The following is a 19967-nucleotide window of genomic DNA, read 5'->3' as shown; positions in this document are numbered from 1 at the left end:
CACCTTCCTCGCGCCCCAAGCCCGACGCGGTAGCTGGTACCCGCGGCCGGCGACCGCGCCACGGGCGGCCAACGAGCCGGCGCTGTCCTCGAGCGTCGAGTCGGTCGGCGCCGCCCTCGAGTCGGCCCGCGAGATCGGCATCCCCGCCGAGCGGACGGTGCTCGTCGGGTTCTCCCAGGGAGCCTCGGTCGTCGCGGAGTTCGTCCGCCGTCGACCGGAGCGCCACGGTGGCGTGTTCCTCCTCTCGGGCGGGATACCGGGCGGCCCGGAGGACGAGCTGGCGGTGACGGGTCAACTCGAGGGAACGCCCGCGTTCGTCGGCTACGGCGCCGATGACTCTCGGATCGACCTCGAGCGCGTCGTCGAAACGGCACGAGCGCTCGAGGACGCCGGGGCCGAGGTCACCGAACGACGCTATCCCGGCGTCGGTCACGAGGTCACCGACGACGAGTTCGAGGTAATCGGCGCGCTGCTCGAGTCACTCGGAGCGGAATAACAAGCGAAAATCGAAAGGGCTACGGCCTGTTCAGGCCGTCGCTTCGGCGTCCTCGACGTTCTCGAGGCTCTCCAAGGCCTGGATCACGTCGCGGCGGTAGTTCTCGACCGGCGAGTCGTAGCGCTCGCGGGCCATCTGGGCGTACTCGTTGGTTGGCGCCGTCGAGCCGCTCTCGGGGGCCTCCTGCTCGCCCTGCCAGGCCTCGAACTCCTCGATGCGGTCGAGGGTGCGCTCGGCGGTCTCGACGACCCAGCGGTCGCGGGTCGCCTCGTCGACGATCGAGATCGTCTCCGGGCGAACCGAGACGTTGACCGTGCCGTCCTCGGTCTCGTACGTTCGTGGTTTGCCGACGACCGAGACGTACGCTGGCGGCTCCGTGTCCCGGAGGACGGAGGCGGCCTCGGGCTGGTACTGGCCGGCGTAGACGAAGAACGTTCCCGTCGGGTCGACGACGCGACCGCGCCAGTACTCGCTGTCCTCGCCGACGTCCTCGGTCTCGGTCAGCGTCCCGACGGCGAACACGCGGTTGGCCCGGTCGCCCGTCGGGAGCAGGGCGTAGTTGGGGGCGCGCTCGTCGTCGCTTTCCTTGAACGTGTACGTCGAGTCGTTGAATTCGGAGGCGAAGACGCGACGCGCGACTTCGCGGGTGAGTTCTGCCTGAGACATTTACATCGACCTCGCTTTGATCAGCAGCTGTTCGGCATCGGCTGGCCCGTCGAGCTCCTCGACGTCGTCGGCCAGGACGTAGCGGCCGAACGTCGGCCCCTCGATCCGGTAGTAGGTGCCGACGACCAGGTTGCGGATCTCGTCGGCGACGACGGTCGTGTCGAGCGCGTCCATCGCCATGTCCTTGGCCTCCTCTAAGCTGATTCCCGTCAGGTTCTCGGTGGCGTCCTTGTCGAAGATGACCTCGTGGGCGTCGAGCCCGTCGTCGACGACGGCCTTGATACGGAGGTCGAACTCCCCTTCGACCTCGCCGTGTTCGTTACAGCGGCCGTTCTGGAGGACGCGCGTGCAGTCCTCCTTCGGACAGCGCTTGATCAGCCCGCTGCCGCTTTGCATGTCGACGAGCGCGCCTTCGATCACGCTCGTGTCGTCGCCGACCTCGAGCTCCTCGTCGAGCTCCTCGATGACGGTCGTCGAGTTGAGCTTGACCGAGTAGCGTCCCTCGTACTCGTCGGTGACGACGTTGCGAAGTTCGTAGACGCCGCCCTCGTCGAGGGTCGGGAGCTCGGATTTGGCCCACTTGGTGAACTTGATCGTCCCCGTCGGGTCGCCGAGCAGGCCGACCTGTGCCACCGAGTCGCTGCGGGGTTCCCACAGCTCGATGACCTTGGCCGTGATGTCGATCCACTGCTCCGGTTCGTCGACGTCCTCGATCTTGGCCGCCTCGCTCGAGCCGCCCGCGAGATCCTCGCGGTCGAGGCCGGCCTCCTCGAGGTAGTGGTTGGTGACGCTCCGGCGCGCCTCGTCGATCGGGACCTTGTACTCGTCGACGAGGGTCGTCAGTCGATCCTCGACGTCGTCGACCGAGACGTCGATGTGGTCCGAAAACTGGTCGTGTATGTCGTCCGCGTGCTGTCGTACGTCGCTCATTGTGTCACGCCTCCTCTTTGTTTCACTGGGAGGCATACCGACGTTCGCTCCCGATCGTATTTAAACTGCCGGCACCGGAGCGAAAGTGTTCTCGTCGGGCGATTACGGCGATCGGACCTCGAGCTCGAGGGCGTTCGGCAGGACGGCGTTTGCGGCGTACCCGCCCTCGTTCCAGGGGAACTCGTCGTCGTCGAGGGCGTCGCGCCACGCGTCGGGGTTCGAGATCCGCATCGGCTGGCGCCGCCCCCGGTCGTCGGTCGCGCGGGAGGCCAGCACGTACTCGCCAGGCGTCGCTTCCCAGTCGTACTGGAACAGCCGCCAGGCGCCCGCGTAGTCGGGGCCGAACAGCTCTGCCTCTGCCCAGCTGTCGCCGCCGTCGGTCGACACCTCGACGCCCGCGACGTCGTCGTCGCCGGCCCACGCGACGCCCGTGATCTCGACGGTACCGTCCTCGGGGACGGTGACGGCCGACTCGCCGTCGGGCTCGCCGATGACCGACATCACGGTCTGATCGAACGTGTAGGGGTGGGCGGGCTCGCCGCCCTCGAGCTGGTCCCAGGTGTCGCCCGTCTCGACGGTTTCGTTGACCGCTGGCTCGACCCCTTCGGGGTGGATCCGGTAGGCCTCCTGTTGCCAGTAGGCGTGGTCGCCGGGCCGATCCAGCGACTCGTCGGTGACCATCTCGTCCATCACGCGGAGCTCGTCGAGCCATTTGACGCTGTTGACGCCGTACCAGCCGGGAACGATCAGCCGAATCGGAAAGCCGTGTTCGCGGGGCAACATCTGCCCGTTCATCTCGTAAGCAAGGATGCAGTCGTCGACCGCCTTCGAGAGCGGGATCGAACGCGCGAAGACGTCTTCGCCGTCCGATGGGTCGCCGCCGACCGCCGTGAGCCACGCGTCGTCGGGAACGTCCTCGAGCTCCCCGCGAAGCACGGCGCTCAGCGGCGTTCCCGACCAGACCGCGGTCCCGGCGGCCTCGTACCCCCACTGGACGCTGCCGGTCTCCGGGCGGTGCTGGCCGCGACCGTTACCCGCACACTCCATCGTGTGTGCGACCGCGACCGTCGGGAACTCCTCTCTGATCTCGGCGACGGAGTGCGCGTCCTCGAGATAGCCCGTCAACGAGACCGTCCACTCGCCGTCCCCGTCGGCCTCCGGCATGTCGTTGCGGTGGCAGACGAAGTGCTCCTCGATCGGCGTTAGCCAGTTCGCGTACGTCTTCCTGTTCGCCGCGCCGACGACGGTGTACTTGTCAGCGTCGTCTCTGGCTTCCTCGGCGCCGCCCTTCCGCTCGAGGATCGCCTTGATCTCGTCGTGACGGCTCGCTCGACGCTCTTCAGTGCCCATGGGTTCCGTGCAACACGGATCGAAAAAACGTTTCTCCATGAGTCGATCCCGATTCCGTCACGGAATCCCCCAGATTACCCGATTCGTGCGTACTGATCCGTCCTCCCGATCCGTGCGTACCGACCCGCCTGCCCGCACCGTGCGCGTACTGATCCGTCTGCCGGATCCCGGGCGGATTGCTGGCTCCCGGCGGCCTTTCCGTGGGAGATCCCTCGAGGGAAGTGATGACGACTGACCCACTCGACGACCAGGTCGCACTCGTAACCGGCGCATCGTCCGGAATCGGCGCGGCGACGGCCCGCGAACTCGCCGATGCAGGCGCGTCGGTCGCGCTCGCCGCCCGCCGCCAGGACCGCCTCGAGTCCCTGGCCGACGAGATCGAAACGGAGGGCGGGGAGGCGCTCGTCGTCCCAACCGACGTTACCGAGGAAACCCAGGTCCGGGAGATGATCGAGACCACCGTCTCGGAGCTGGGCGGACTCGACGTGCTCGTCAACAATGCCGGGGTCATGCTGCTCGAGCCGGTTGCGACAGCGGATCCCGAGGACTGGCAGCAGATGCTCGATCTGAACGTCCAGGCGGTGATGGTCGCCTCCCAGGCGGCTCTCGACGTTATGCGGGAGTCGGGCGAGGGCGACATCGTCAACCTCTCGTCGGTCGCGGGCCGGAAGGCCTACGCCGGCTCGAGCGGGTACAACGCCTCGAAGTTCGGCGTGACGGCCTTCTCGGAGTCGCTTCGCGAGGAGGTCGCCGATTCGGACGTTCGAGTGACGAGCATCGAGCCCGGCTTCGTCGACACCGAACTTCCCGAACACATCCCCGACGAGGATCAGCGGGAGATGGTCGACGAGATGCTCGAGGGGGTAACGCCGCTCGAGCCCGAGGACGTCGCCCGATCGATCCGCTTTGCGGTGAGTCAGCCGACACACGTCGATATCAACGAGCTGTTGATCCGGCCGACCCGCCAGGAGCTGTAGTCCGGTCCGGCGACGGGACTATGTGTCCGCCCACCTAACCGAACGACGATGTCGGACCGCCGTCGACTCGAGCGGTTCCTCCGGACGAAGCTCCAGGAGGCCGGCGAGCAGTACGAGGAGCTGCGGGACTCGACGGACGGCCAGCTGGGTGAGGCCCGCGAGGCCTACCAGTCGGCCAGAAACGCCCGCGGGCTGCCGACCGACGAGCGGGACCGCGCGAAGATCGTCTGTCGACGCTACGCCGAGCGACGGGCCGCGCTGCTCGACGAGGAGTACCGCCCGGCCTGCTACGAGGCCGGCCATCCCGACTGCGAGGGCTGCGTCGAGGACGTTCGCGAGGGTCGAATCGAAACCTGGTAGGGGAGAACCGGTCAGTTTTCGCTCGAGGCGTCGCCCTCAGCCGTCTTCCCGTCTCCGTTCTCGGGAAGAAACGCCCAGACGAGGATCACGACGACGAGGGCGGCGCCGACGACCGCGGTCTCGAGAACGGTCAGCTCGACGTTCACCCAGGATAACACCGTCCGTAGCTCGACGAGTAGCGGGGCGAGCAGCGCCAGGACGACTAACAGCCCGGCCTTCGAGATCCGCACTACCGGCTCACCCCCAGCCAGGCGATCGACTCGAGTGCCCCCGTCGCGTGGGACTCGAGGACGAACGCGAGGAGGTGGACGGTCTCGAGGCTAACCGGGAGCGGGTTGATATCGGGGCCGAACAGCCCGCCGCGGTCGACGATCGACAGCAGCGGGAAGGTGTACGCGAAGATCACGAGTACGACCGCGATGGCGGTCCACAGCTTGAGGTTGTCGAGGACGAGCGGGGCGTCCTCGGGGCCCGAGAGCGTCCCGGCGTACTCGTTGGCCGGAAGCTCGTCGCTGCGACCGTTGAGGGCGGTTCCGAAGACGTTCGCGAAGAACAGGACGAGCGAGAGCGTCAGCAGGATCCCGCCCAGCGCGATCTGGGCCTGAAGCTCGCCCATGCTTCCGACGGCGGCCTCGAACTCGAACCCGTCGTACTGGGGTTCGGCCGTTCGGCGAGGGACGCCCAGCAGACCACCGCGGTGCATCGCGTTCGACATGAACGTCATCCCGACGAACCAGAGCACGACCTGTCCCAGCGCAACGGAACGACTCCACAGCGCCCGCCCGGTTATCTGCGGGAGGAACCAGTAGGTGACCGCCATGAACGTCAGCGCGACGGCCGTACCCACGGTGAGGTGGAAGTGGCCGACGACCCAGAACGTGTTATGGACGAGGTAGTTGATGTTCATCCCGGCGTTGATCATCCCCGAGAAGCCGGCGGCAGCGAACATCAGCCCGGCAAGCGCCATCCCGGTAAAGACGGGATCGCGCCACGGCAGCGCCGTCAGCCAGCCGAAGTAGCCCTCGCCGCCGCGCTGACGGGCGCCGTGTTCCATGCTGGCGACGACCGTAAAGGCGGTCAGCAGGCTCGGTAACAGCAGGAACATCGTGTTCGTCATCGCGATGAACTTGAAGCCCTCCGCGATGCCGGGATCGAGGTACTGGTGGTGGATCCCCGTCGGCACCGAGAGGATCAAGAAGAGAACGAACACGACGCGGGCCAGCGGATCGCTGAACAGCTTCCCGCCCGAGACCTTCGGCAACATGATGTACCACATCATGTACGCCGGCATCAGCCAGAAGTAGACGACCGGGTGGCCGAAGAACCAGAACAGCGTTCTGGTCAGCAGCGGGTTGACCGAGTCGACCAGCCCGAGCGACCACGGCAGCAGGAACAGCAGGATCGCCGCAGCGACCCCCAGGGTCGCGATGTACCACATCAACATCGTCGTCAGCACCATGAACGTCGGCAGCGGGATGCGCGCATCGGGATTTTCCTGTTTCCAGGCCCACCACGAGCGGAACCAGTCGGCGCCCGCGAGCCAGGTGCCGACGACGAACAGGACGAGCCCGAGATAGAACATCGGGTGTGCCTGCAGCGGCGCGTAGAACGTAAAGAGGACGGACGCGCTGATGTCGGTCGCGTCGGTGAAGCCGGCCAGAATCGCGACGCCGCTCAGCGTGATCCCGATCGCCATCAGTCCGTACCAGCCCCAGGTAAATCGGAGGTCCTCGACCCCGCGGTCGAGACTGGTCGTTATCGCCCACGTGAACACGCCGACGAGGAAGAAGATCGTAAACGAGATCACGAGGAAGACGCCGTGGGCGGTGAGGACGGTGTAGTAGTCCGCCGAGTCGATAAATCGGTAGTAGCCGGTCCGGTGGAGCGTCTGGATGATCCCGAACACGCCGCCCAGTGCGAGCGCGAGGAACGAGCTGTAGAAGGCCGTCCGGACCAGCTTTGCCTCCGCCGGGAAGTCGTCGATGTACGCGTTACTCATCGTCGTCCTCCTCGAGCTCGTCGGTCACGGTCAGTGTCCCACTGTCCTCGTAGTCGTCGACGGTAACCGTCCAGTCGTGGTCGCCCTCGCCGAGGTCTGCAGAGTCGATCGTAAACGTCGTCGTCTCGGTCTCGCCGCCGTCGATCGTAACGTCCTCCTCGAGCGTCTCGTCGCCGATCTCGAGTGTGACGGCCGTCTCGAGGGCCTCGAGCATGCGGTTCTCGACCTCGACCTCGATCGTCGCCTCGTCACCGGTTTCGACCTCGTCGTCGGCCTCGACGGAGAGTTCGGTCATGTCGAACTCCTCGTCGGGGACGACGTGGAGTTCTCCCTCCATCGTGTGGTGGCCGGAGCCGCAGTACTCGTTACAGACGACGCCGTACTCGCCGGCCTCGTCGAACTCGACGGTCATCGTCGCCACCTCGCCGGGGATGACCATCGTGTTGACGTTCGTTCCGACGATGCTGAAGCTGTGAATCACGTCCGGGCTCGTCACGTAGAAGGTCACTTCGCTTCCGGACGGCACCTCGATCGGATCGGGCTGGAAGATGAACGTCTGGGCGACGACGTAGGCCTCGTACTCGTTCTCGCCGACCTGTTCGACACGCGGATCCGCAAAGCGTTCGTCCTCATCCAGCTCGCTCGGCTCGATGGTCTCCTCGCTGTCGTCGACCATCGCGATGCCGAGGCCGACGGAGCCGTAGGTGATCGTCACGATAAAGCCGACGATTAGGACCATCGCTCCGATCAGCCACACCTTCTCGTAGGTGTGAACGTTCATGCGAGCCCCACCACCGTCAGAAACGTTCCGACGACAGTCGGCTCGTTTCCGAGGAACTCGACGAAGTACATGAACACCCACAGCAACGCGATGATGAGAAAGTACACCGTGATCAGTGCGAGCGTTCCGACGGGATCGTACTCGTCGTGGCCGATCTCTCGCCGTTGCTCTGACTCATCCGTCATCGGACACATACGTCCGGATAAGAAGGGGGCTTGCATAATCGACCGACCCGTTTCTCACCCCGTAGGAAAGGGGGTTATTATTAAGGGTCGTTCACCCCGACTTCGTGTATGGATCTCGAGGCGCTCTCCCCGCGGGCCGCGCTCGTCGTCGGCTTGCTCGCGCTCCTGCCGGTTACCTGGTACGGTCTCGGTAGTTCGCTCTCGGCCGGTGTCGTCTCCGCGATCAACGTCGTGATCATCATCGCCTGTCTCTACGTGGCGTTCACGCCGGTTCCGGGCGGCCACAGCCACGACTCGAGCGAGACGTCGTAGTCCGCACCGGCCTCCGTCGATCGCCGCGTCGGACCCGTGTTTCCGCGACTCGAGCGGTGTCACTTCCCGCACCCCACGCGATATCGCCTCCCGCGCCCATGACCTCCTCACACGCCCGCTCCGACGCGGTCGGAGCCGATTCCGTTCGCGATCCTGCCGGTAGTTCTCTCGAGAGTGGTGCGTGTACGCTCTGTGAGTTGCCGACGCCGGCCGATCCCGTTACCGACGCCGACGTCGAGGGTGCCTTCTGCTGTCGAGGCTGTCTCGACGTCCACCGAACGCTCGAGGCGGCCGACGACGTCGACGATACGGCCATCCGGGACCGTCTCGAGGGCGAGTCGTCGTCGCTCGACGACCTCGAGGGCGAAGACGCCTTCCTCGCGGTCGAGGGGATGCACTGTGGGACCTGCGAGGCGTTTCTCGAATCCCGGGCGACCGACGCCCAGGGAGTCCGTGGGGCGGAAGCGAGCTACGCCACGGACACGCTTCGACTCGTCTACGATCCCGATGCGCTCGAGCCAGAACACCTGCCCGAGGTCGTCTCGGGCTACGGCTACGAGGCCCGGGACCGGGGCGAGAGACGAGACGAGGAGCCCCGCGACGCCGCCCTCGTGAAGTTCCTGATCGGCGGCGGGATGTTCGGCATGATGGTGATGATCTGGTACGCGGTCTTTCTTTACCCCACCTACTTCGGCTACGAGGCACTCGCCGACTTCGGGAGCTACGACGGCTACTACGTCGCCGTCAACATCTGGCTCATGACGACGTTCGTCCTCTTCTACACCGGCCTGCCGATCCTTCGGGGCGCGTACGTCAGCCTCAGGGCAGGGATGCCGAACATGGACCTGCTGGTCTCGCTGGCCGCCCTCGGGGCCTACGCCTACAGCACCCTCGCGATGGGGCTCGGTCGGACCGACCTCTACTTCGACGTCTCGGTCGCGGTCGTCCTCGTCGTCACCGCCGGCAGCTACTACGAGGGACGGATCAAGCGCCGCGCAGCCGGTCTGCTCTCGGATCTCACCGAGGCGCAGGTCGACGAGGCCCGCCGCGCCGACACCGGCGACACCGTGCCGATATCCGCCGTCGACCCGGGCGACCGCCTGCTCGTTCGACCGGGCGAGCGCGTTCCGCTCGACGGCACCGTCCGCGAGGGTCGGGCTGCCGTCGACGAGTCGCTGGTCACGGGCGAATCCCTCCCCGTCGAGAAGGCGGTCGGCGACCCCCTCCGTGGGGGAACCGTCGTCACCGACGCTCCGATCGTCCTCGCAGTCGGCGACGACGCCGAGAGCACCCACGACCGGCTCGTCTCGCTGCTCTGGTCGATCCAGAGCTCGAGGCCGGGGGCCCAGCGACTCGCCGACAAACTCGCGACAATCTTCGTGCCGCTGGTCCTCGCCCTCGCGACCGTTGCCACCGCCCTCTTGCTCGCGACGGGCTCCGCCCTCTCGACGGCGTTTCTCGTCGGCCTGACGGTCGTGATCGTCTCCTGTCCCTGCGCGCTCGGGCTCGCGACACCGCTGGCGATCGCCTCCGGGGTCCAGAACGCGGCCCGACGCGGGATCGTCGTCGCCGCGGAGACGATCTTCGAGGCGGCGCCCGAGATCGACGTCGTCGTCCTCGACAAAACGGGCACCCTCACGGAGGGATCGATGTCGGTCGACGCCGTCCACACCGTCGGCGGGATCGACGCTGACGACCTCCTTCGACGAGCCGCAGCCGTCGAGTCGCTCTCGGAGCATCCGATCGGTGCCGCCGTCGTCGACGCGGTCGAAGCCGACGGCGAATCCGGGCTCGTACCCGCCGACGTCAACGGCTTCGAACGCCATCCGCGGGGCGTGAGCGCTCGCGTCGACGGCGACCGCGTCGTCGCCGGCCACCCCGACTGCTGTCGAGAGCTGGGACAGTCGGTCCCGTCCCAACTCGAGTCCCGGATCGACTCGATTCGCAAGAGCGGCGCCGTCCCGGTCGTCGTCGCCTGGAACGGCCGCGCTCGCGGCGTGATCGCCGTCGGCGACGCGCCCCGGGAGGAGTGGCAGGAGGCAGTCGCGACCCTCGCCGACGGCCGGGAGGTCGTCGTCCTCACCGGCGACGAGGGCGCCGCGGCGGACCAGTTTCGGGACGTCGACGGCGTCGACGAGGTCTTCGCTGGCGTCCCGCCCGAGGCGAAAGCCGAGACCGTTCGACGGCTCCGCTCGAGGGGATCGGTCGCCATGGTCGGCGACGGCAGCAACGACGCGCCGGCGCTCGCCGCCGCCGACGTCGGCATCGCACTGGGAAGCGGTACCGAACTGGCGACTGACGCCGCAGATGCCGTCGTCGTGAGTGACGACCTCGGACTGGTCGCGGAGACGTTCGACGTCGCGGCCGCCACCAACCGGCGCATTCGCCAGAACCTCGGCTGGGCGTTCGTCTACAACGCCGTCGCGATCCCCCTGGCGATCACCGGGCTGCTCAACCCGTTGTTTGCCGCTGTCGCGATGGCGACGAGCAGTCTGCTCGTCGTCCTGAACTCTGCTCGCTCGCTCTGAAGACGTTACTCGTCGCTTCCGTCGACGTCCTCGCGGGTCACGACCCGCTCGACGACCGACCGCTCGCCGTCGTCGTCGTAGACGTACGTCGTCGCTTCTTCCTCGTCGCCCGTCCGACGGTGGCTGCCGTCACAGAACGGAAACGACGCCGAGAGCCCGCACTGACAGACCGCGACGTCGCCCTTCTCGTCGTCGATATCCGACGGCTCGAGCTTTCGTGGCCCGTTCGCCTCGAGTTCGACCAGTCGTGTCATCGGTAGCGATGCGAACTCGAGCGACGAAAGCGTTCCCCCGTATCGGTCGACGATCGAGACACTCGGTAATCCGAGAGGGTCACGGTCCCCTGCAGTCTCCTGCGGTGGCTATTCCCACGCGGCATCCGATGATTTCGATGTATGTGTGCAACGTTCACCGAGGAGGACGAAGGTAAGGACGTCGTCAACGCCAACGGCGACCAGATCGGCATCGTCAGCGAGGTCGACGCGGGAACCGCCTACGTGAACCCGGATCCGGGTATGACGGACACGCTCAAATCCCAGCTCGGCTGGGGTGACGCCGACGACGAGGAGTCGTATCCGATCGACGACAACAACGTAAAGGCGGTCACCGATCGGGAGATCCGCCTGAAACGAACCTAGTTCCGGTCGGACGCCGAATCCGATCGGTCGACGAACCGCTTTCGCCGCCACTCGCTCTTCCTGACTTCGGAACCTGCTGCTTGCGCGTGCCACCGCCTTTCACTTCCACCGGACGGCCCACTATTCGAGTATGCCACTGCGGGTACCGACGGAAGACGTTTTCGCGGAGCTAGGGGAAGATCTGTTTCTCGATCTCACCGACGAGGAGTTAGAGTTCTTCGTCGAGATGGCCGAGGAGAAGATGGGGTCCTACGAGACGGTTATGTCGTACGATCCGAAGCCACGACTGGGCGGCGACGAGAACCGGACGCGAAACGCGGGCCGGCGCGTGACCAGCGAGGAGGACCCACACAACGCGTGGGTGACCCAGTGTTTCGTCGGCGGCGACGATGGCGGCGACCTCGACGGCTGGGAGATCGGCATCAAGGACAACGTCTCCGTCGCGGGCGTCGAGATGACCTGTGGCTCCTACGTCGTCGAGGGCTACGTCCCCAACCGGGACGCGACGGTCACCACGCGCCTGCTTGAGGCCGGGGCCGATATCGTCGGGAAGACGAACATGGACGACATGGCGATGACCTCGACGGGCCACAGCGCCTTTGGCCCCGTTCTGAACCCCCACGACGACGACTACCTCGCGGGGGGCTCGAGCGGGGGGAGCGCGGTCGCCGTCGCGAGAAACCAGGTCGACGTCGCGATCGGCTCCGATCAGGGCGGCAGCGTCCGCGTCCCAGCGGCATTCTGCGGGATCGTCGGTCACAAGCCCACCTACGGGCTGGTTCCCTACACCGGCTGTATCGGGATCGAGCACGCGATCGACCACCCGGGACCGATGGGGCCCGACGTCGAGAGCGTCGCGCGCACCCTCACGACGATCGCGGGGAGCAACGAACGTGACCTCCGGAACCACAGCACCGTCCCGGTCGAAGAGTACGCGGAGCAACTGGACGGCGACGTCTCCGACCTCTCGATCGGCGTGCTCGAGGAAGGGTTCGACCGCGAGGGCGCCAACGAGAAGATCCTCGACACCACGCGGGACGCGATCGACCGACTCGAGGCCGAAGGTGCCTCCGTCGAGGAGGTCTCGATACCGATGCACCTCGACTCAAAGGACATCCACGACGTCTGTACCTCGGAGGGACTGCTCGACGCGATCTCCGGGGAAGGCCTGGGCCACGGCTGGAAGGCGTGGTACAATCGCTCGTGGATCGAGTCGTTCGGCAAGTACCGACGGGCCCAGAGCGACGACTTCCCGCCACGGCTCAAGCTGCTGTTGCTCATGGGGTCGTACACCAACACCGAGTACCACTCGCGGTACTACGCCCGCGCGATGAACCTCGTCGTCGACCTCACCGAACGGTACGACGCGGCCCTCGAGGAGTACGACCTGCTGGCGATGCCGACGGCGGTAACGAAACCCCCCGAACACCAGCCCGAGCGAGATCAGCACCAGCGCCTGCGGGAGAGCGACATCGTCCATAACGCGACGCCGTTCAACCGAACCGGTCATCCCGGTGTCAGCGTCCCCGCCGGCGAGGTCGACGGGCTTCCGGTCGGACTGATGCTCGTCTCCTCGAGGTTCGACGATGTCACGGCGCTGAACGCGGCCTACGCTCTCGAGCAGGCCTGACCGGCGTCTCGCAAGTTGCAACAGTTATCCGACTGTACGTTCAAGCCTTCGTCACGATGAGACCGACGATGGAGGAACTCGATCTGGAGCACGAACTGGTTCAGCTACTCGCCCACGAGGCGGTCCGCGCCGCAATGGAGACGCCGCTGCAGGAGCCGATCCTTGAGGCCGTCGAGGGGTCGATCGACGAGTCGGCCGGGACGACCGACGATGCGGTCGAGGGCAGCGAGGACGAGTTCGAGATCGACGAGGGCGGCGAGGACGAACGTCCGGCTGGCGAGGACGACGAGACCGAGGCCGACGGGAAGAGCGCGTTCGCGAAGGCCACGCAGGGATTACTCACGTTCCTCGTGATGTTCGCCGTCCTCTACGTCGTCTTCAGACGGCTGGCCGGCGACGACTAATTCGGACTCCTCTCCGCCAGTTTCGAAGACCGCAAGCCGTCCTGCAGTCTCCGGGCTCCCGGTACGACAGACCACACGACTGGTGTCCGCTTCGCTTTCGTTTTCGATTCGGGAGGTACCGTTCGTCGGAACGGTCCTTCGCCCGATCCGCGAACCGGACAGGTTTCGCTGCTGCTTTGTTCTGCAAAAGGGTGTCTCCATCTCCCCAACGAGAAACGGTTCGCTACACCACGAACGTCAGGACGAAGGCGCCGACGACCACGAGTCCGATCCACAGTCCGAAAACGATCGCCGCGTGCTTTCCAGTGAGTGCCTCGCCGTCGAGGAATTCGTTCGTTTCCATCAGTCGAGAGTGAGGGGACCGTCGGTAGTGAACTGCAACCCGATTCTCGATTCTCTGGAATCGTCGATACCGATACGAACGGCGATCGGCGCGTCGTTCGTGGCGATGGTCGACGCGTTCTCGAGCGGCCGCGATCGCTCGGCGCGTAGCTACCGGACGACCGTCACCGGAACCTGTGCGCGTCGCACGACCTGTTCCGCGACGCTTCCCAGCAGGACGCGCGAGACGCCCGACCGGCCGTGGCTTCCGAGCACGATCCCGTCGACGTCGTGCTCCTCGGCGAACTCGACGATCCCTCGAGGCGGCGAGCCGACGACGGTTTCGGTCTCGACCGACCGACCGTACTCGTCGGCGACTTTGTGGGCCATCTCGAACAGCCCCTCGGCTTTCTCCTCCTCGAGCTCGACAGCTCGCGGAAAGTTGTAGGGTGCGTCGTTTCGGTACGCGGAGACGGACGGGTTGACGACGTGCAACGCCGTGACGTCGGCCTCCGGAAACGTTTCGAACGCGTGCTCGAGTGCTGCCCGTGCCGGTTCGGAGTCGTCGAGTGGAACGAGAATCCTCATGCTACATCGTTCGACTGCCCAGCCCATATAGGGAGTCGTCGGTTCTCGAACGCTGGGAGGAGAACAAAGACACCTGCGGAGAGATAGATTGGCGCGCGACGTACGCGACTTTCGCTACGGAACTGTCCGATCATTGCCGGAAGCCGGGTGGACGATAGCGAGGACGGGTTCGATTCGTCCCAAACGATCCACGCTGAAGGACAGTCCCAACGGTTTTCGTGGTCCCTTGCGTACGTGTACCATGGCACCCAATATCGGTTGGGGCCGGACGGCAGATTCGCCGATCGGTGACATCGCGTATCTCGCGCGGTCGGAACACCGTATTCCGGCACTCGCTGCGCTGGCGGAACGCCCTCGGAGTCGGTCCGAACTCTGCGAGGAGACCGGCGTTTCCTCCTCTACGATACGACGGACGGTGAACGAGTTCGAAGATCGGCGCTGGATCCGTAAGGACGGCCACCAGTACGTGGCAACACCGCCGGGGGAGGCGATCGTATCCGTGATGGAAGACGCGATCGATCGAGTCGAAACCGAACGGGAGTTGCGCGACGTCTGGCACCGGCTTCCCGACGTTGTCGGCGAACTCCCGACCGAAACGTGGTCGGAGCTGACCGTCACCGTCGCCGACCCCGAACTGCCGTACCGTCCGGTAAACCGCTTCGAGTCGCTTCTCGAGCGGACGACCACGCTACGTTTCGTTCGGCCCGAGGTTGCGCTGATGGACCCCTGTCTCAACCGTCTCCACGAACGGGTCGACAGCGGTGTGGACGTGACGTTGATCGACCGGCCGAACTGCCATCTGTACTTTCTTACGACGTACCCGGAGCGCAGCGCCGAACTGCTGCGACGGACTAATTTCACGGTACTACAGCACGACGACCTCCCGCCGTACGGCACCGGTCTGCTCGACGACCGCGTCGTCATCAGCTGTTACGAGCAGGACAGCGGGATGGCTCAGGCGATGATCGATACCGACGTCCCGGCAGTCCGCGACTGGGCGCGGTCGGTGTACGAACGCTATCGCTCCGACGCCCGGCCGATCGAGCCCCGCCAGCTCGTCGACTGAGTTCCCTCAGCACGATACGTATTCTGCGTTTGCCGTCCAGCGTGGACCGAGACCCGGTCGATAGCGGTCTCGATCGGATTGCAGTTGGTGCACCGATTGCAGTGGGTGAACGAACGGTAGGGACTGCAGCGCTGTCACAAAATAGCTACACCATCCTCGGCTTCGTACTGTCTCTGGCCGGAGATGAACACCATGACCGACGACCAGCAAATCGCGCACAGCAGAGCCCTCGAGATGATCATCGATACGCCCGACGAGGCGACGACAAACGGTGAGCAACGATGAGCAAGTCACTCGATACGAACAAACTCGAACGCGAGGTCAAATCGATGTATCAGGAGGTCGCGGTGTCCGCCGACGCCGAGTTCCACTTCGAGACGGGACGGGACCTCGCCGAACGCCTCGGCTACGATCCGGACACCCTCACCTACGTCCCCGACGAGGCGATCGACTCGTTTGCGGGTGTCGGCTACTACTTCGACCTGGCGGCTCTCGAACCGCGCGAGCGGGTCCTCGACCTCGGTAGCGGTTCGGGAATGGACTCCTTCTACGCCGCGATGAACGTCACCGAAACCGGGTCGGTTACGGGTGTCGACATGACTTCCGAACAGCTCGAGAAGGCAGCCAGCCTCGCCGCGGACAACGGCTTCCACAACGTCACCTTCCGCGAGGGGTACATCGAGGAGCTCCCGTTCGAGGACGGATCGTTCGACGCGGTGATCTCGAACGGCGTGATCAACCTCTCGCCGGAGAAGGATCGCGTCTTCGAAGAGGCCAGTCGCGTACTCAAATCGAGCGGACGGTTGGCCCTCTCCGACATCATCAGCGAACGGCAGCTACCCGAGAGCATCAAGACCGACGCGGATCTCTGGGCGGCGTGTATCGGCGGCGCTGAACAGACCGACGAGTACACGGGATCGATCGAAGCCGCCGGCCTCGAGGTACTGGAACTCCGGGAGAACACGCAGTACGAGTTCGTCTCGGAGCAGGCGGCGAACGCCTGCGGGAAGTACGGCGTCAAGAGCATCTCGCTCAGCGCCCGCAAACAGTGAGGAGGAGGACGCACCGAGCGACCACCTTCTCCCGTAGATCGACGATTCGGCTCGTGGGTCACCCGAAGCACGGAGCCACTGGCTCGAGAGTTCTTCGCCGACGGTTACAGGGAAACCGAGGGACGGAACCACGGGATAAGTGCGATCGAACCCACCTTCGACTCTGACGGTGAGCGTCCCTCGAAAGTGTCGGCAGAGCGAACCGCTCTGCCGTCCTCTTACCTGTTCGATTCCCTCACTGGTCGTGTCGGACTCGTAACCCTCGCGAACGTGACCAGCTCCCGACACCGGGATCGGACGACAACTCCGGAGCAGACGCTCGGTCGGACAGCTATGGATAAAACGCTTCAAGCCTAGGCCGGGATTTGAACCCGGGCTCTCGTCCTTACCAAGGACGCGCTTTACCGCTAAGCTACCCAGGCGCGTAATTCGTGGTTCGTTCGAGGCGAATTTATCCCTTTCGAAACCCGTCCCGCGAGAGCCACCGCTCGAGCGAACTCACAACCGAGCGCCAAAACGTAACCCAGCGTCGCTACCAGCTTCTGTCCGGTACCAGCGACTCGAGCGAACGAGACGACGCGAGAATCGGCGAGAGCCTAGGCCGGAATTTGAATCCGGGGTCTCGTCCTTACCAAGGACGCGCTTTACCGCTAAGCTACCCAGGCGCACTCGTTGGTTGCGTCGAGTCCACTTTAGGGGTTTCGATTCGCCACCGGGCGTGGGTCGACCTGACTCGGTCAGCTGTCGGTCACGGAGGTCGCCCGGTCGGTCGTCGACTCCTCGAGGGAGCGCTCGGAGACGCAGCTCTCGGAGCCGGTCGTCGACGGCTCGGCGGGGGGGAACGACGTCCCCACGGCTGCGGCGATCTCGTCGGCGCGCTCGAGCAGCGACGGCGACGGGCGCTCGTCGACGGCCGCGGCGCCGGCCAGAACGGCTAGCTCGAGGACGTCCCGCTCGAGGGTCGCATCGTGGGCCGTCGCCGCGGGCCCGTCGTCGCGCTCGTCGAGGCGGTGGGTCTGTTCGCGGCCAAACGCCTGGACAGTGCGGACCGCCTTGTCCGCAGCGTCGGTCCGGGCCAGCAGGTAGAAGCCGCGGGCGACGAGGATATCGGCCGCGAGAATCTCCATGTCGCCGTCGACGTCGGTTTCGTCGCCGTCGCTCCAGGGCTCCTCGTGGGCCAGCGATCGCGTGAGTCGGAGCCCCTCGTAGATGAGCTGTACGCCGGCGGCGTGGGTGACGATCCCGTCGTCCGGCTCGTCCCCGTTCCGGACGGCCGTTTCGCTCGGTGCGACGGCTCCGGCGCTCTCGAGGGTGAGCGCGCCGGGAAGCATCGACGCGCTCTCGAGCGTGGATTCGATAAGCTCGTAGAGCGCCGGTGGTTCGACGTCCGTGACGGCCTCGATGGCCACACGCCGACAGCTGTCCGCCAGTTCCATCATAGGGCCGTTACGAGGGAGCAGGCAAAGACCTTTGGAAACACCGAGTCGACTCGTTCCATGATCGACGTCGACAGCGAGGGAGCGATCCGGACCGTCACGATCGACAGGCCGGCCCGACGGAACGCGCTGACCGAGGCGGGACTCGAGGCGCTCGAGCGCGCCATCGCCGGCTCCGACGAGCCCATCATCGCGCTTCGTGGCGCCGGCCCCGCGTTCTGTGCCGGTGCCGACCTCTCCGTCGTCGCCGAACTCGAGCGGGACGGGGCCGAGGCGTTCGCCCGGCTGGGCCAGCGGGTCGCCCGACGTATCGAAGACAGCGACGCGATCGTCGTCGCCGAGATCGACGGCCCCGCTCGCGGCGGGGGACTCGAGCTCGCGCTCGCCTGCGACGTGCGGGTCGGCACACCCGACTCGACGTACGGCGAGCCCGGCGCCACGTTCGGCCTGTTCGGCGCCTGGGGCGGGACGGTCCGGCTCCCGCGGGTCCTCGGCGAGGGCGACGCCCTCGAGTTCGCCTGCACGGGTCGGGTCGTCGACGCCGAGGAGGCGCTGCGGATGGGGCTGCTCTCGAGGATCGAGGCCGAGCCGCGGGCGGTTTCCGAGGAGCTCGCCGCGAACGAGACGGGCGCACTCGCCGTCCTGAAGCGCCGAATCCGCGACGATGCCGACCGAGAGACCCAGGAGCGACGGGAGGCCGAGGCGTTCGGCGAACTCGTAGACGCACACACCGGGTCGCTCGAGGGACTGCTCGAGTGACCTTCGGACGGCCGAATCGCTTTTTCCCTCCGGCGTGGAGGCTACCGGTAGATGCCCGGACCCGCCTTTCTGACCGGTGAAACTGTCGCGCTACGAACGATCGAGGAGGAGGATCTCGAATTTCTCCAGACGCAGGTCAACGACCCCGCGATCTGGCGACCGATCGGCAACTCGATGCCGCTCAACGCCGAGCAGGAACGGGAGTTCTTCGAGGAGGCCGTCTGTGCGAACGACTCGATCCACCTCCTGATCGCCGTCGACTCGACCCCAGTCGGGACGGTCGGACTCGACGCGATCGACTGGCGAGCCGGTAGCGGCGAAGTCGGCTACTGGATCGCTCCGGACCACCACGGGCGAGGGTACGGAACCGAGGCCACGGAGCTGGTACTCGAGCACGGGTTCGATCAGCTCGGCCTCCACCGGCTGTCGGCCCGCGTGTTCGCGTTCAACGACGGCTCGAAGCGCCTCCTCGAGTCCGTCGGCTTCTCCGAGGAGGGTGTTCACCGCGACGCCGCGTTCGTCGACGGCGAGTACCACGACGTCCACCGGTATGGGCTCTTAGAGGAGGAGTGGGCCTCGGCCTGACTACTCGAGGGGATCGGGTGACGGCGGCACCCGGCGCTTGTGCATGCTCTGTTCGTACATCCGCCGAACCTTCTCGATGGTTTCGACCTCGACGCCGAGCTCTCGAGCGGCCACGCCAGCCGACAGCGGACCGTCGATGTGCGTGACCAGGATCGAGTCGAGCGTCTCGTAGTCCATGCCCATCTCGTCCTCGTCGGTCTGGTCCTCCCAGAGCTCGGCGGTGGCGGGCTTGGCCGCGAGGTCCTCCGGCACGCCGACGTGGCGGGCGAGCTGGCGGACCTGTGCCTTGTAGAGGTTCCCGATCGGATGACAGTCGACGGCGCCGTCGCCGTACTTGGTGAAGTAGCCGACGGCGCCCTCGCTTCGGTTCCCCGTTCCGAGCACGAGCCGACTCTCGTGGTTCGCAACGAGGTAGTTGAGGACTCCCCGAACGCGCGCTCGAGCGTTGCCGACCGCCATCTGGTCGCCCTCGGCTTCGGGGTAGGCCTCGAGCAGCGACTCGACGATCGGCTCGATCTCGATCACGTCGTAGCTTATCTCGAGATCACGGGCGACGCGTTCGGCGTCGCCCATGTTGTCGTCGCCGCTGACCCGCGCGGGAAGCACGAGCCCGTGAACGTTTTCGGCGCCGAGCGCGTCGACTGCGAGGTGTGCGACGAGCGTGCTGTCGATGCCGCCCGAGAGGCCGAGAACGGCCCCCTCGGCACCCGCTGCGTCGACCTGTTCGCGAACGAAGTTCGTGATGTGATCGTGTCGTTCGTCCAGCTCCGCGTCCGAAAAGTGAAGCTCGAGCATCGACCGGTAGTACGGAGGGACTGCCCTAATAGGCTCCCCCAAACGGTACAACGTGGACAATCGGTCAGTTTTCGGCCGCGGGCCGTAGCAGAACGCTATGTTGAAGTAC

The 19967-nt window shown here is 65.9% G+C and carries 22 protein-coding genes, 2 tRNA genes and 1 pseudogene; 12 read left to right on the top strand and 13 right to left on the bottom strand.

Features of this window, described 5'->3' with window-relative positions; genetic code table 11:
* Window positions 1-40: 40 nt before the first annotated feature.
* Window positions 41-496 (top strand): annotated as a pseudogene (locus tag C491_RS05495) (alpha/beta hydrolase); the annotation flags it as partial.
* A 30-nt stretch (window positions 497-526) separates the two neighbouring features.
* Here the strand turns inward: C491_RS05495 and C491_RS05490 are convergent.
* The 3 genes from C491_RS05490 to C491_RS05480 form a co-directional block, all read right to left on the bottom strand.
* A complete protein-coding gene (locus C491_RS05490) occupies window positions 527-1162 on the bottom strand; it encodes an RPA family protein (protein ID WP_005554392.1) in 636 nt (211 codons plus the stop codon).
* Window positions 1163-2092 carry a hypothetical protein gene (locus tag C491_RS05485; protein ID WP_005554391.1) on the bottom strand — a complete coding sequence of 310 codons (930 nt, stop codon included), beginning with the start codon at window positions 2090-2092 and terminating at the stop codon, window positions 1163-1165.
* A 102-nt stretch (window positions 2093-2194) separates the two neighbouring features.
* Window positions 2195-3442: a sulfite oxidase gene (locus C491_RS05480; protein ID WP_005554390.1), complete on the bottom strand. Its 1248-nt coding sequence runs from the start codon at window positions 3440-3442 to the stop codon at window positions 2195-2197.
* Window positions 3443-3666: 224 nt separating this feature from the next.
* Between C491_RS05480 and C491_RS05475 the strand changes: the two genes are divergently transcribed.
* The gene (locus C491_RS05475; RefSeq protein WP_005554389.1) at window positions 3667-4419 is read left to right on the top strand and encodes an SDR family oxidoreductase; all 753 of its coding nucleotides are present in this window, start codon (window positions 3667-3669) and stop codon (window positions 4417-4419) included.
* 48 nt (window positions 4420-4467) lie between these two features.
* Window positions 4468-4779: a DUF7091 family protein gene (locus tag C491_RS05470; protein ID WP_005554388.1), complete on the top strand. Its 312-nt coding sequence runs from the start codon at window positions 4468-4470 to the stop codon at window positions 4777-4779.
* An 11-nt stretch (window positions 4780-4790) separates the two neighbouring features.
* Here the strand turns inward: C491_RS05470 and C491_RS05465 are convergent, their stop codons facing one another.
* The 4 genes from C491_RS05465 to C491_RS05450 are packed head-to-tail and all read right to left on the bottom strand — an operon-like array spanning window position 4791 to window position 7753.
* The gene (locus C491_RS05465; RefSeq protein WP_005554387.1) at window positions 4791-5009 is read right to left on the bottom strand and encodes a hypothetical protein; all 219 of its coding nucleotides are present in this window, start codon (window positions 5007-5009) and stop codon (window positions 4791-4793) included.
* Window positions 5009-6778 carry a b(o/a)3-type cytochrome-c oxidase subunit 1 gene (locus C491_RS05460; RefSeq protein ID WP_005554386.1) on the bottom strand — a complete coding sequence of 590 codons (1770 nt, stop codon included), beginning with the start codon at window positions 6776-6778 and terminating at the stop codon, window positions 5009-5011. The genes C491_RS05465 and C491_RS05460 overlap by 1 nt, the downstream gene beginning before the upstream one ends.
* Window positions 6771-7559 (bottom strand): cytochrome c oxidase subunit II, encoded by a 789-nt coding sequence (locus C491_RS05455; protein WP_005554384.1) that lies wholly within the window; start codon window positions 7557-7559, stop codon window positions 6771-6773. Before C491_RS05455 ends, C491_RS05460 begins: the two co-directional genes overlap by 8 nt.
* Window positions 7556-7753 carry a hypothetical protein gene (locus C491_RS05450; RefSeq protein ID WP_005554382.1) on the bottom strand — a complete coding sequence of 66 codons (198 nt, stop codon included), beginning with the start codon at window positions 7751-7753 and terminating at the stop codon, window positions 7556-7558. Before C491_RS05450 ends, C491_RS05455 begins: the two co-directional genes overlap by 4 nt.
* A gap of 99 nt (window positions 7754-7852) precedes the next feature.
* Here C491_RS05450 and C491_RS05445 point away from each other — a divergent pair, with 99 nt between their 5' ends.
* On the top strand, window positions 7853-8056 hold the full coding sequence (locus tag C491_RS05445; RefSeq protein WP_005554380.1) for a hypothetical protein: 204 nt from the start codon (window positions 7853-7855) through the stop codon (window positions 8054-8056).
* 98 nt (window positions 8057-8154) lie between these two features.
* On the top strand, window positions 8155-10584 hold the full coding sequence (locus C491_RS05440; protein WP_005554378.1) for a heavy metal translocating P-type ATPase: 2430 nt from the start codon (window positions 8155-8157) through the stop codon (window positions 10582-10584).
* A gap of 5 nt (window positions 10585-10589) precedes the next feature.
* Here the strand turns inward: C491_RS05440 and C491_RS05435 are convergent, their stop codons facing one another.
* The gene (locus C491_RS05435) at window positions 10590-10838 is read right to left on the bottom strand and encodes a CDGSH iron-sulfur domain-containing protein (RefSeq protein ID WP_005554376.1); all 249 of its coding nucleotides are present in this window, start codon (window positions 10836-10838) and stop codon (window positions 10590-10592) included.
* Window positions 10839-10979: 141 nt separating this feature from the next.
* Here C491_RS05435 and C491_RS05430 point away from each other — a divergent pair, with 141 nt between their 5' ends.
* From C491_RS05430 to C491_RS05420, 3 genes are all read left to right on the top strand, one after another.
* Complete coding sequence (locus tag C491_RS05430; protein ID WP_005554374.1) at window positions 10980-11222, top strand: PRC-barrel domain-containing protein; 243 nt, start codon at window positions 10980-10982, stop codon at window positions 11220-11222.
* A gap of 130 nt (window positions 11223-11352) precedes the next feature.
* Entirely contained in the window at window positions 11353-12852 is a 1500-nt protein-coding gene (locus tag C491_RS05425; protein ID WP_005554372.1) for an amidase, read from the top strand.
* Between the two features lie 56 nt (window positions 12853-12908).
* Window positions 12909-13256 (top strand): hypothetical protein, encoded by a 348-nt coding sequence (locus C491_RS05420; protein ID WP_152421281.1) that lies wholly within the window; start codon window positions 12909-12911, stop codon window positions 13254-13256.
* 492 nt (window positions 13257-13748) lie between these two features.
* Here C491_RS05420 and C491_RS05415 read toward each other — a convergent pair whose 3' ends face one another.
* The gene (locus C491_RS05415; protein ID WP_005554368.1) at window positions 13749-14165 is read right to left on the bottom strand and encodes a universal stress protein; all 417 of its coding nucleotides are present in this window, start codon (window positions 14163-14165) and stop codon (window positions 13749-13751) included.
* A gap of 241 nt (window positions 14166-14406) precedes the next feature.
* Here C491_RS05415 and C491_RS05410 point away from each other — a divergent pair, with 241 nt between their 5' ends.
* Both C491_RS05410 and C491_RS05405 read left to right on the top strand, forming a co-directional pair.
* Window positions 14407-15231: a helix-turn-helix transcriptional regulator gene (locus C491_RS05410; RefSeq protein ID WP_005554367.1), complete on the top strand. Its 825-nt coding sequence runs from the start codon at window positions 14407-14409 to the stop codon at window positions 15229-15231.
* Window positions 15232-15512: 281 nt separating this feature from the next.
* Window positions 15513-16283 carry a methyltransferase domain-containing protein gene (locus tag C491_RS05405; protein ID WP_005554366.1) on the top strand — a complete coding sequence of 257 codons (771 nt, stop codon included), beginning with the start codon at window positions 15513-15515 and terminating at the stop codon, window positions 16281-16283.
* Between the two features lie 350 nt (window positions 16284-16633).
* Here the strand turns inward: C491_RS05405 and C491_RS05400 are convergent.
* The 3 genes from C491_RS05400 to C491_RS05390 all read right to left on the bottom strand — a co-directional run bounded on the left by C491_RS05400 (window position 16634) and on the right by C491_RS05390 (window position 17719).
* Window positions 16634-16705: transfer RNA gene (locus C491_RS05400), tRNA-Thr, on the bottom strand.
* Between the two features lie 171 nt (window positions 16706-16876).
* Window positions 16877-16948, bottom strand: a tRNA-Thr gene (locus C491_RS05395).
* Window positions 16949-17020: 72 nt separating this feature from the next.
* Window positions 17021-17719 (bottom strand): DUF7114 family protein, encoded by a 699-nt coding sequence (locus C491_RS05390; RefSeq protein ID WP_005554363.1) that lies wholly within the window; start codon window positions 17717-17719, stop codon window positions 17021-17023.
* A 60-nt stretch (window positions 17720-17779) separates the two neighbouring features.
* Here C491_RS05390 and C491_RS05385 point away from each other — a divergent pair, with 60 nt between their 5' ends.
* Together C491_RS05385 and C491_RS05380 are read left to right on the top strand one after the other, a co-directional pair.
* Window positions 17780-18478: an enoyl-CoA hydratase/isomerase family protein gene (locus C491_RS05385; protein WP_005554362.1), complete on the top strand. Its 699-nt coding sequence runs from the start codon at window positions 17780-17782 to the stop codon at window positions 18476-18478.
* Between the two features lie 51 nt (window positions 18479-18529).
* Window positions 18530-19063: a GNAT family N-acetyltransferase gene (locus C491_RS05380; protein ID WP_005554360.1), complete on the top strand. Its 534-nt coding sequence runs from the start codon at window positions 18530-18532 to the stop codon at window positions 19061-19063.
* On the opposite strand, the gene C491_RS05375 is transcribed toward C491_RS05380, so the two are convergent.
* A complete protein-coding gene (locus C491_RS05375; RefSeq protein WP_005554358.1) occupies window positions 19064-19858 on the bottom strand; it encodes an NAD+ synthase in 795 nt (264 codons plus the stop codon).
* Window positions 19859-19967: the final 109 nt, after the last annotated feature.

It is taken from the genome of Natronococcus amylolyticus DSM 10524 (assembly GCF_000337675.1).
Lineage (GTDB): Archaea > Halobacteriota > Halobacteria > Halobacteriales > Natrialbaceae > Natronococcus > Natronococcus amylolyticus.
This window is presented reverse-complemented; position numbering and strand designations above follow the sequence as displayed.

Coding starts and splice junctions, on each gene's coding strand:
- C491_RS05455 (WP_005554384.1), bottom strand. CDS start 7,559: ATGAACGTTCACACCTACGAGAAGGTGTGGCTGATCGGAGCGATGGTC.
- C491_RS05460 (WP_005554386.1), bottom strand. CDS start 6,778: ATGAGTAACGCGTACATCGACGACTTCCCGGCGGAGGCAAAGCTGGTC.
- C491_RS05420 (WP_152421281.1), top strand. CDS start 12,909: ATGAGACCGACGATGGAGGAACTCGATCTGGAGCACGAACTGGTTCAG.
- C491_RS05415 (WP_005554368.1), bottom strand. CDS start 14,165: ATGAGGATTCTCGTTCCACTCGACGACTCCGAACCGGCACGGGCAGCA.
- C491_RS05375 (WP_005554358.1), bottom strand. CDS start 19,858: ATGCTCGAGCTTCACTTTTCGGACGCGGAGCTGGACGAACGACACGAT.
- C491_RS05485 (WP_005554391.1), bottom strand. CDS start 2,092: ATGAGCGACGTACGACAGCACGCGGACGACATACACGACCAGTTTTCG.
- C491_RS05435 (WP_005554376.1), bottom strand. CDS start 10,838: ATGACACGACTGGTCGAACTCGAGGCGAACGGGCCACGAAAGCTCGAG.
- C491_RS05450 (WP_005554382.1), bottom strand. CDS start 7,753: ATGTGTCCGATGACGGATGAGTCAGAGCAACGGCGAGAGATCGGCCAC.
- C491_RS05445 (WP_005554380.1), top strand. CDS start 7,853: ATGGATCTCGAGGCGCTCTCCCCGCGGGCCGCGCTCGTCGTCGGCTTG.
- C491_RS05380 (WP_005554360.1), top strand. CDS start 18,530: ATGCCCGGACCCGCCTTTCTGACCGGTGAAACTGTCGCGCTACGAACG.
- C491_RS05470 (WP_005554388.1), top strand. CDS start 4,468: ATGTCGGACCGCCGTCGACTCGAGCGGTTCCTCCGGACGAAGCTCCAG.
- C491_RS05440 (WP_005554378.1), top strand. CDS start 8,155: ATGACCTCCTCACACGCCCGCTCCGACGCGGTCGGAGCCGATTCCGTT.
- C491_RS05410 (WP_005554367.1), top strand. CDS start 14,407: ATGGCACCCAATATCGGTTGGGGCCGGACGGCAGATTCGCCGATCGGT.
- C491_RS05425 (WP_005554372.1), top strand. CDS start 11,353: ATGCCACTGCGGGTACCGACGGAAGACGTTTTCGCGGAGCTAGGGGAA.
- C491_RS05475 (WP_005554389.1), top strand. CDS start 3,667: ATGACGACTGACCCACTCGACGACCAGGTCGCACTCGTAACCGGCGCA.
- C491_RS05385 (WP_005554362.1), top strand. CDS start 17,780: ATGATCGACGTCGACAGCGAGGGAGCGATCCGGACCGTCACGATCGAC.
- C491_RS05430 (WP_005554374.1), top strand. CDS start 10,980: ATGTGTGCAACGTTCACCGAGGAGGACGAAGGTAAGGACGTCGTCAAC.
- C491_RS05390 (WP_005554363.1), bottom strand. CDS start 17,719: ATGGAACTGGCGGACAGCTGTCGGCGTGTGGCCATCGAGGCCGTCACG.
- C491_RS05490 (WP_005554392.1), bottom strand. CDS start 1,162: ATGTCTCAGGCAGAACTCACCCGCGAAGTCGCGCGTCGCGTCTTCGCC.
- C491_RS05480 (WP_005554390.1), bottom strand. CDS start 3,442: ATGGGCACTGAAGAGCGTCGAGCGAGCCGTCACGACGAGATCAAGGCG.
- C491_RS05405 (WP_005554366.1), top strand. CDS start 15,513: ATGAGCAAGTCACTCGATACGAACAAACTCGAACGCGAGGTCAAATCG.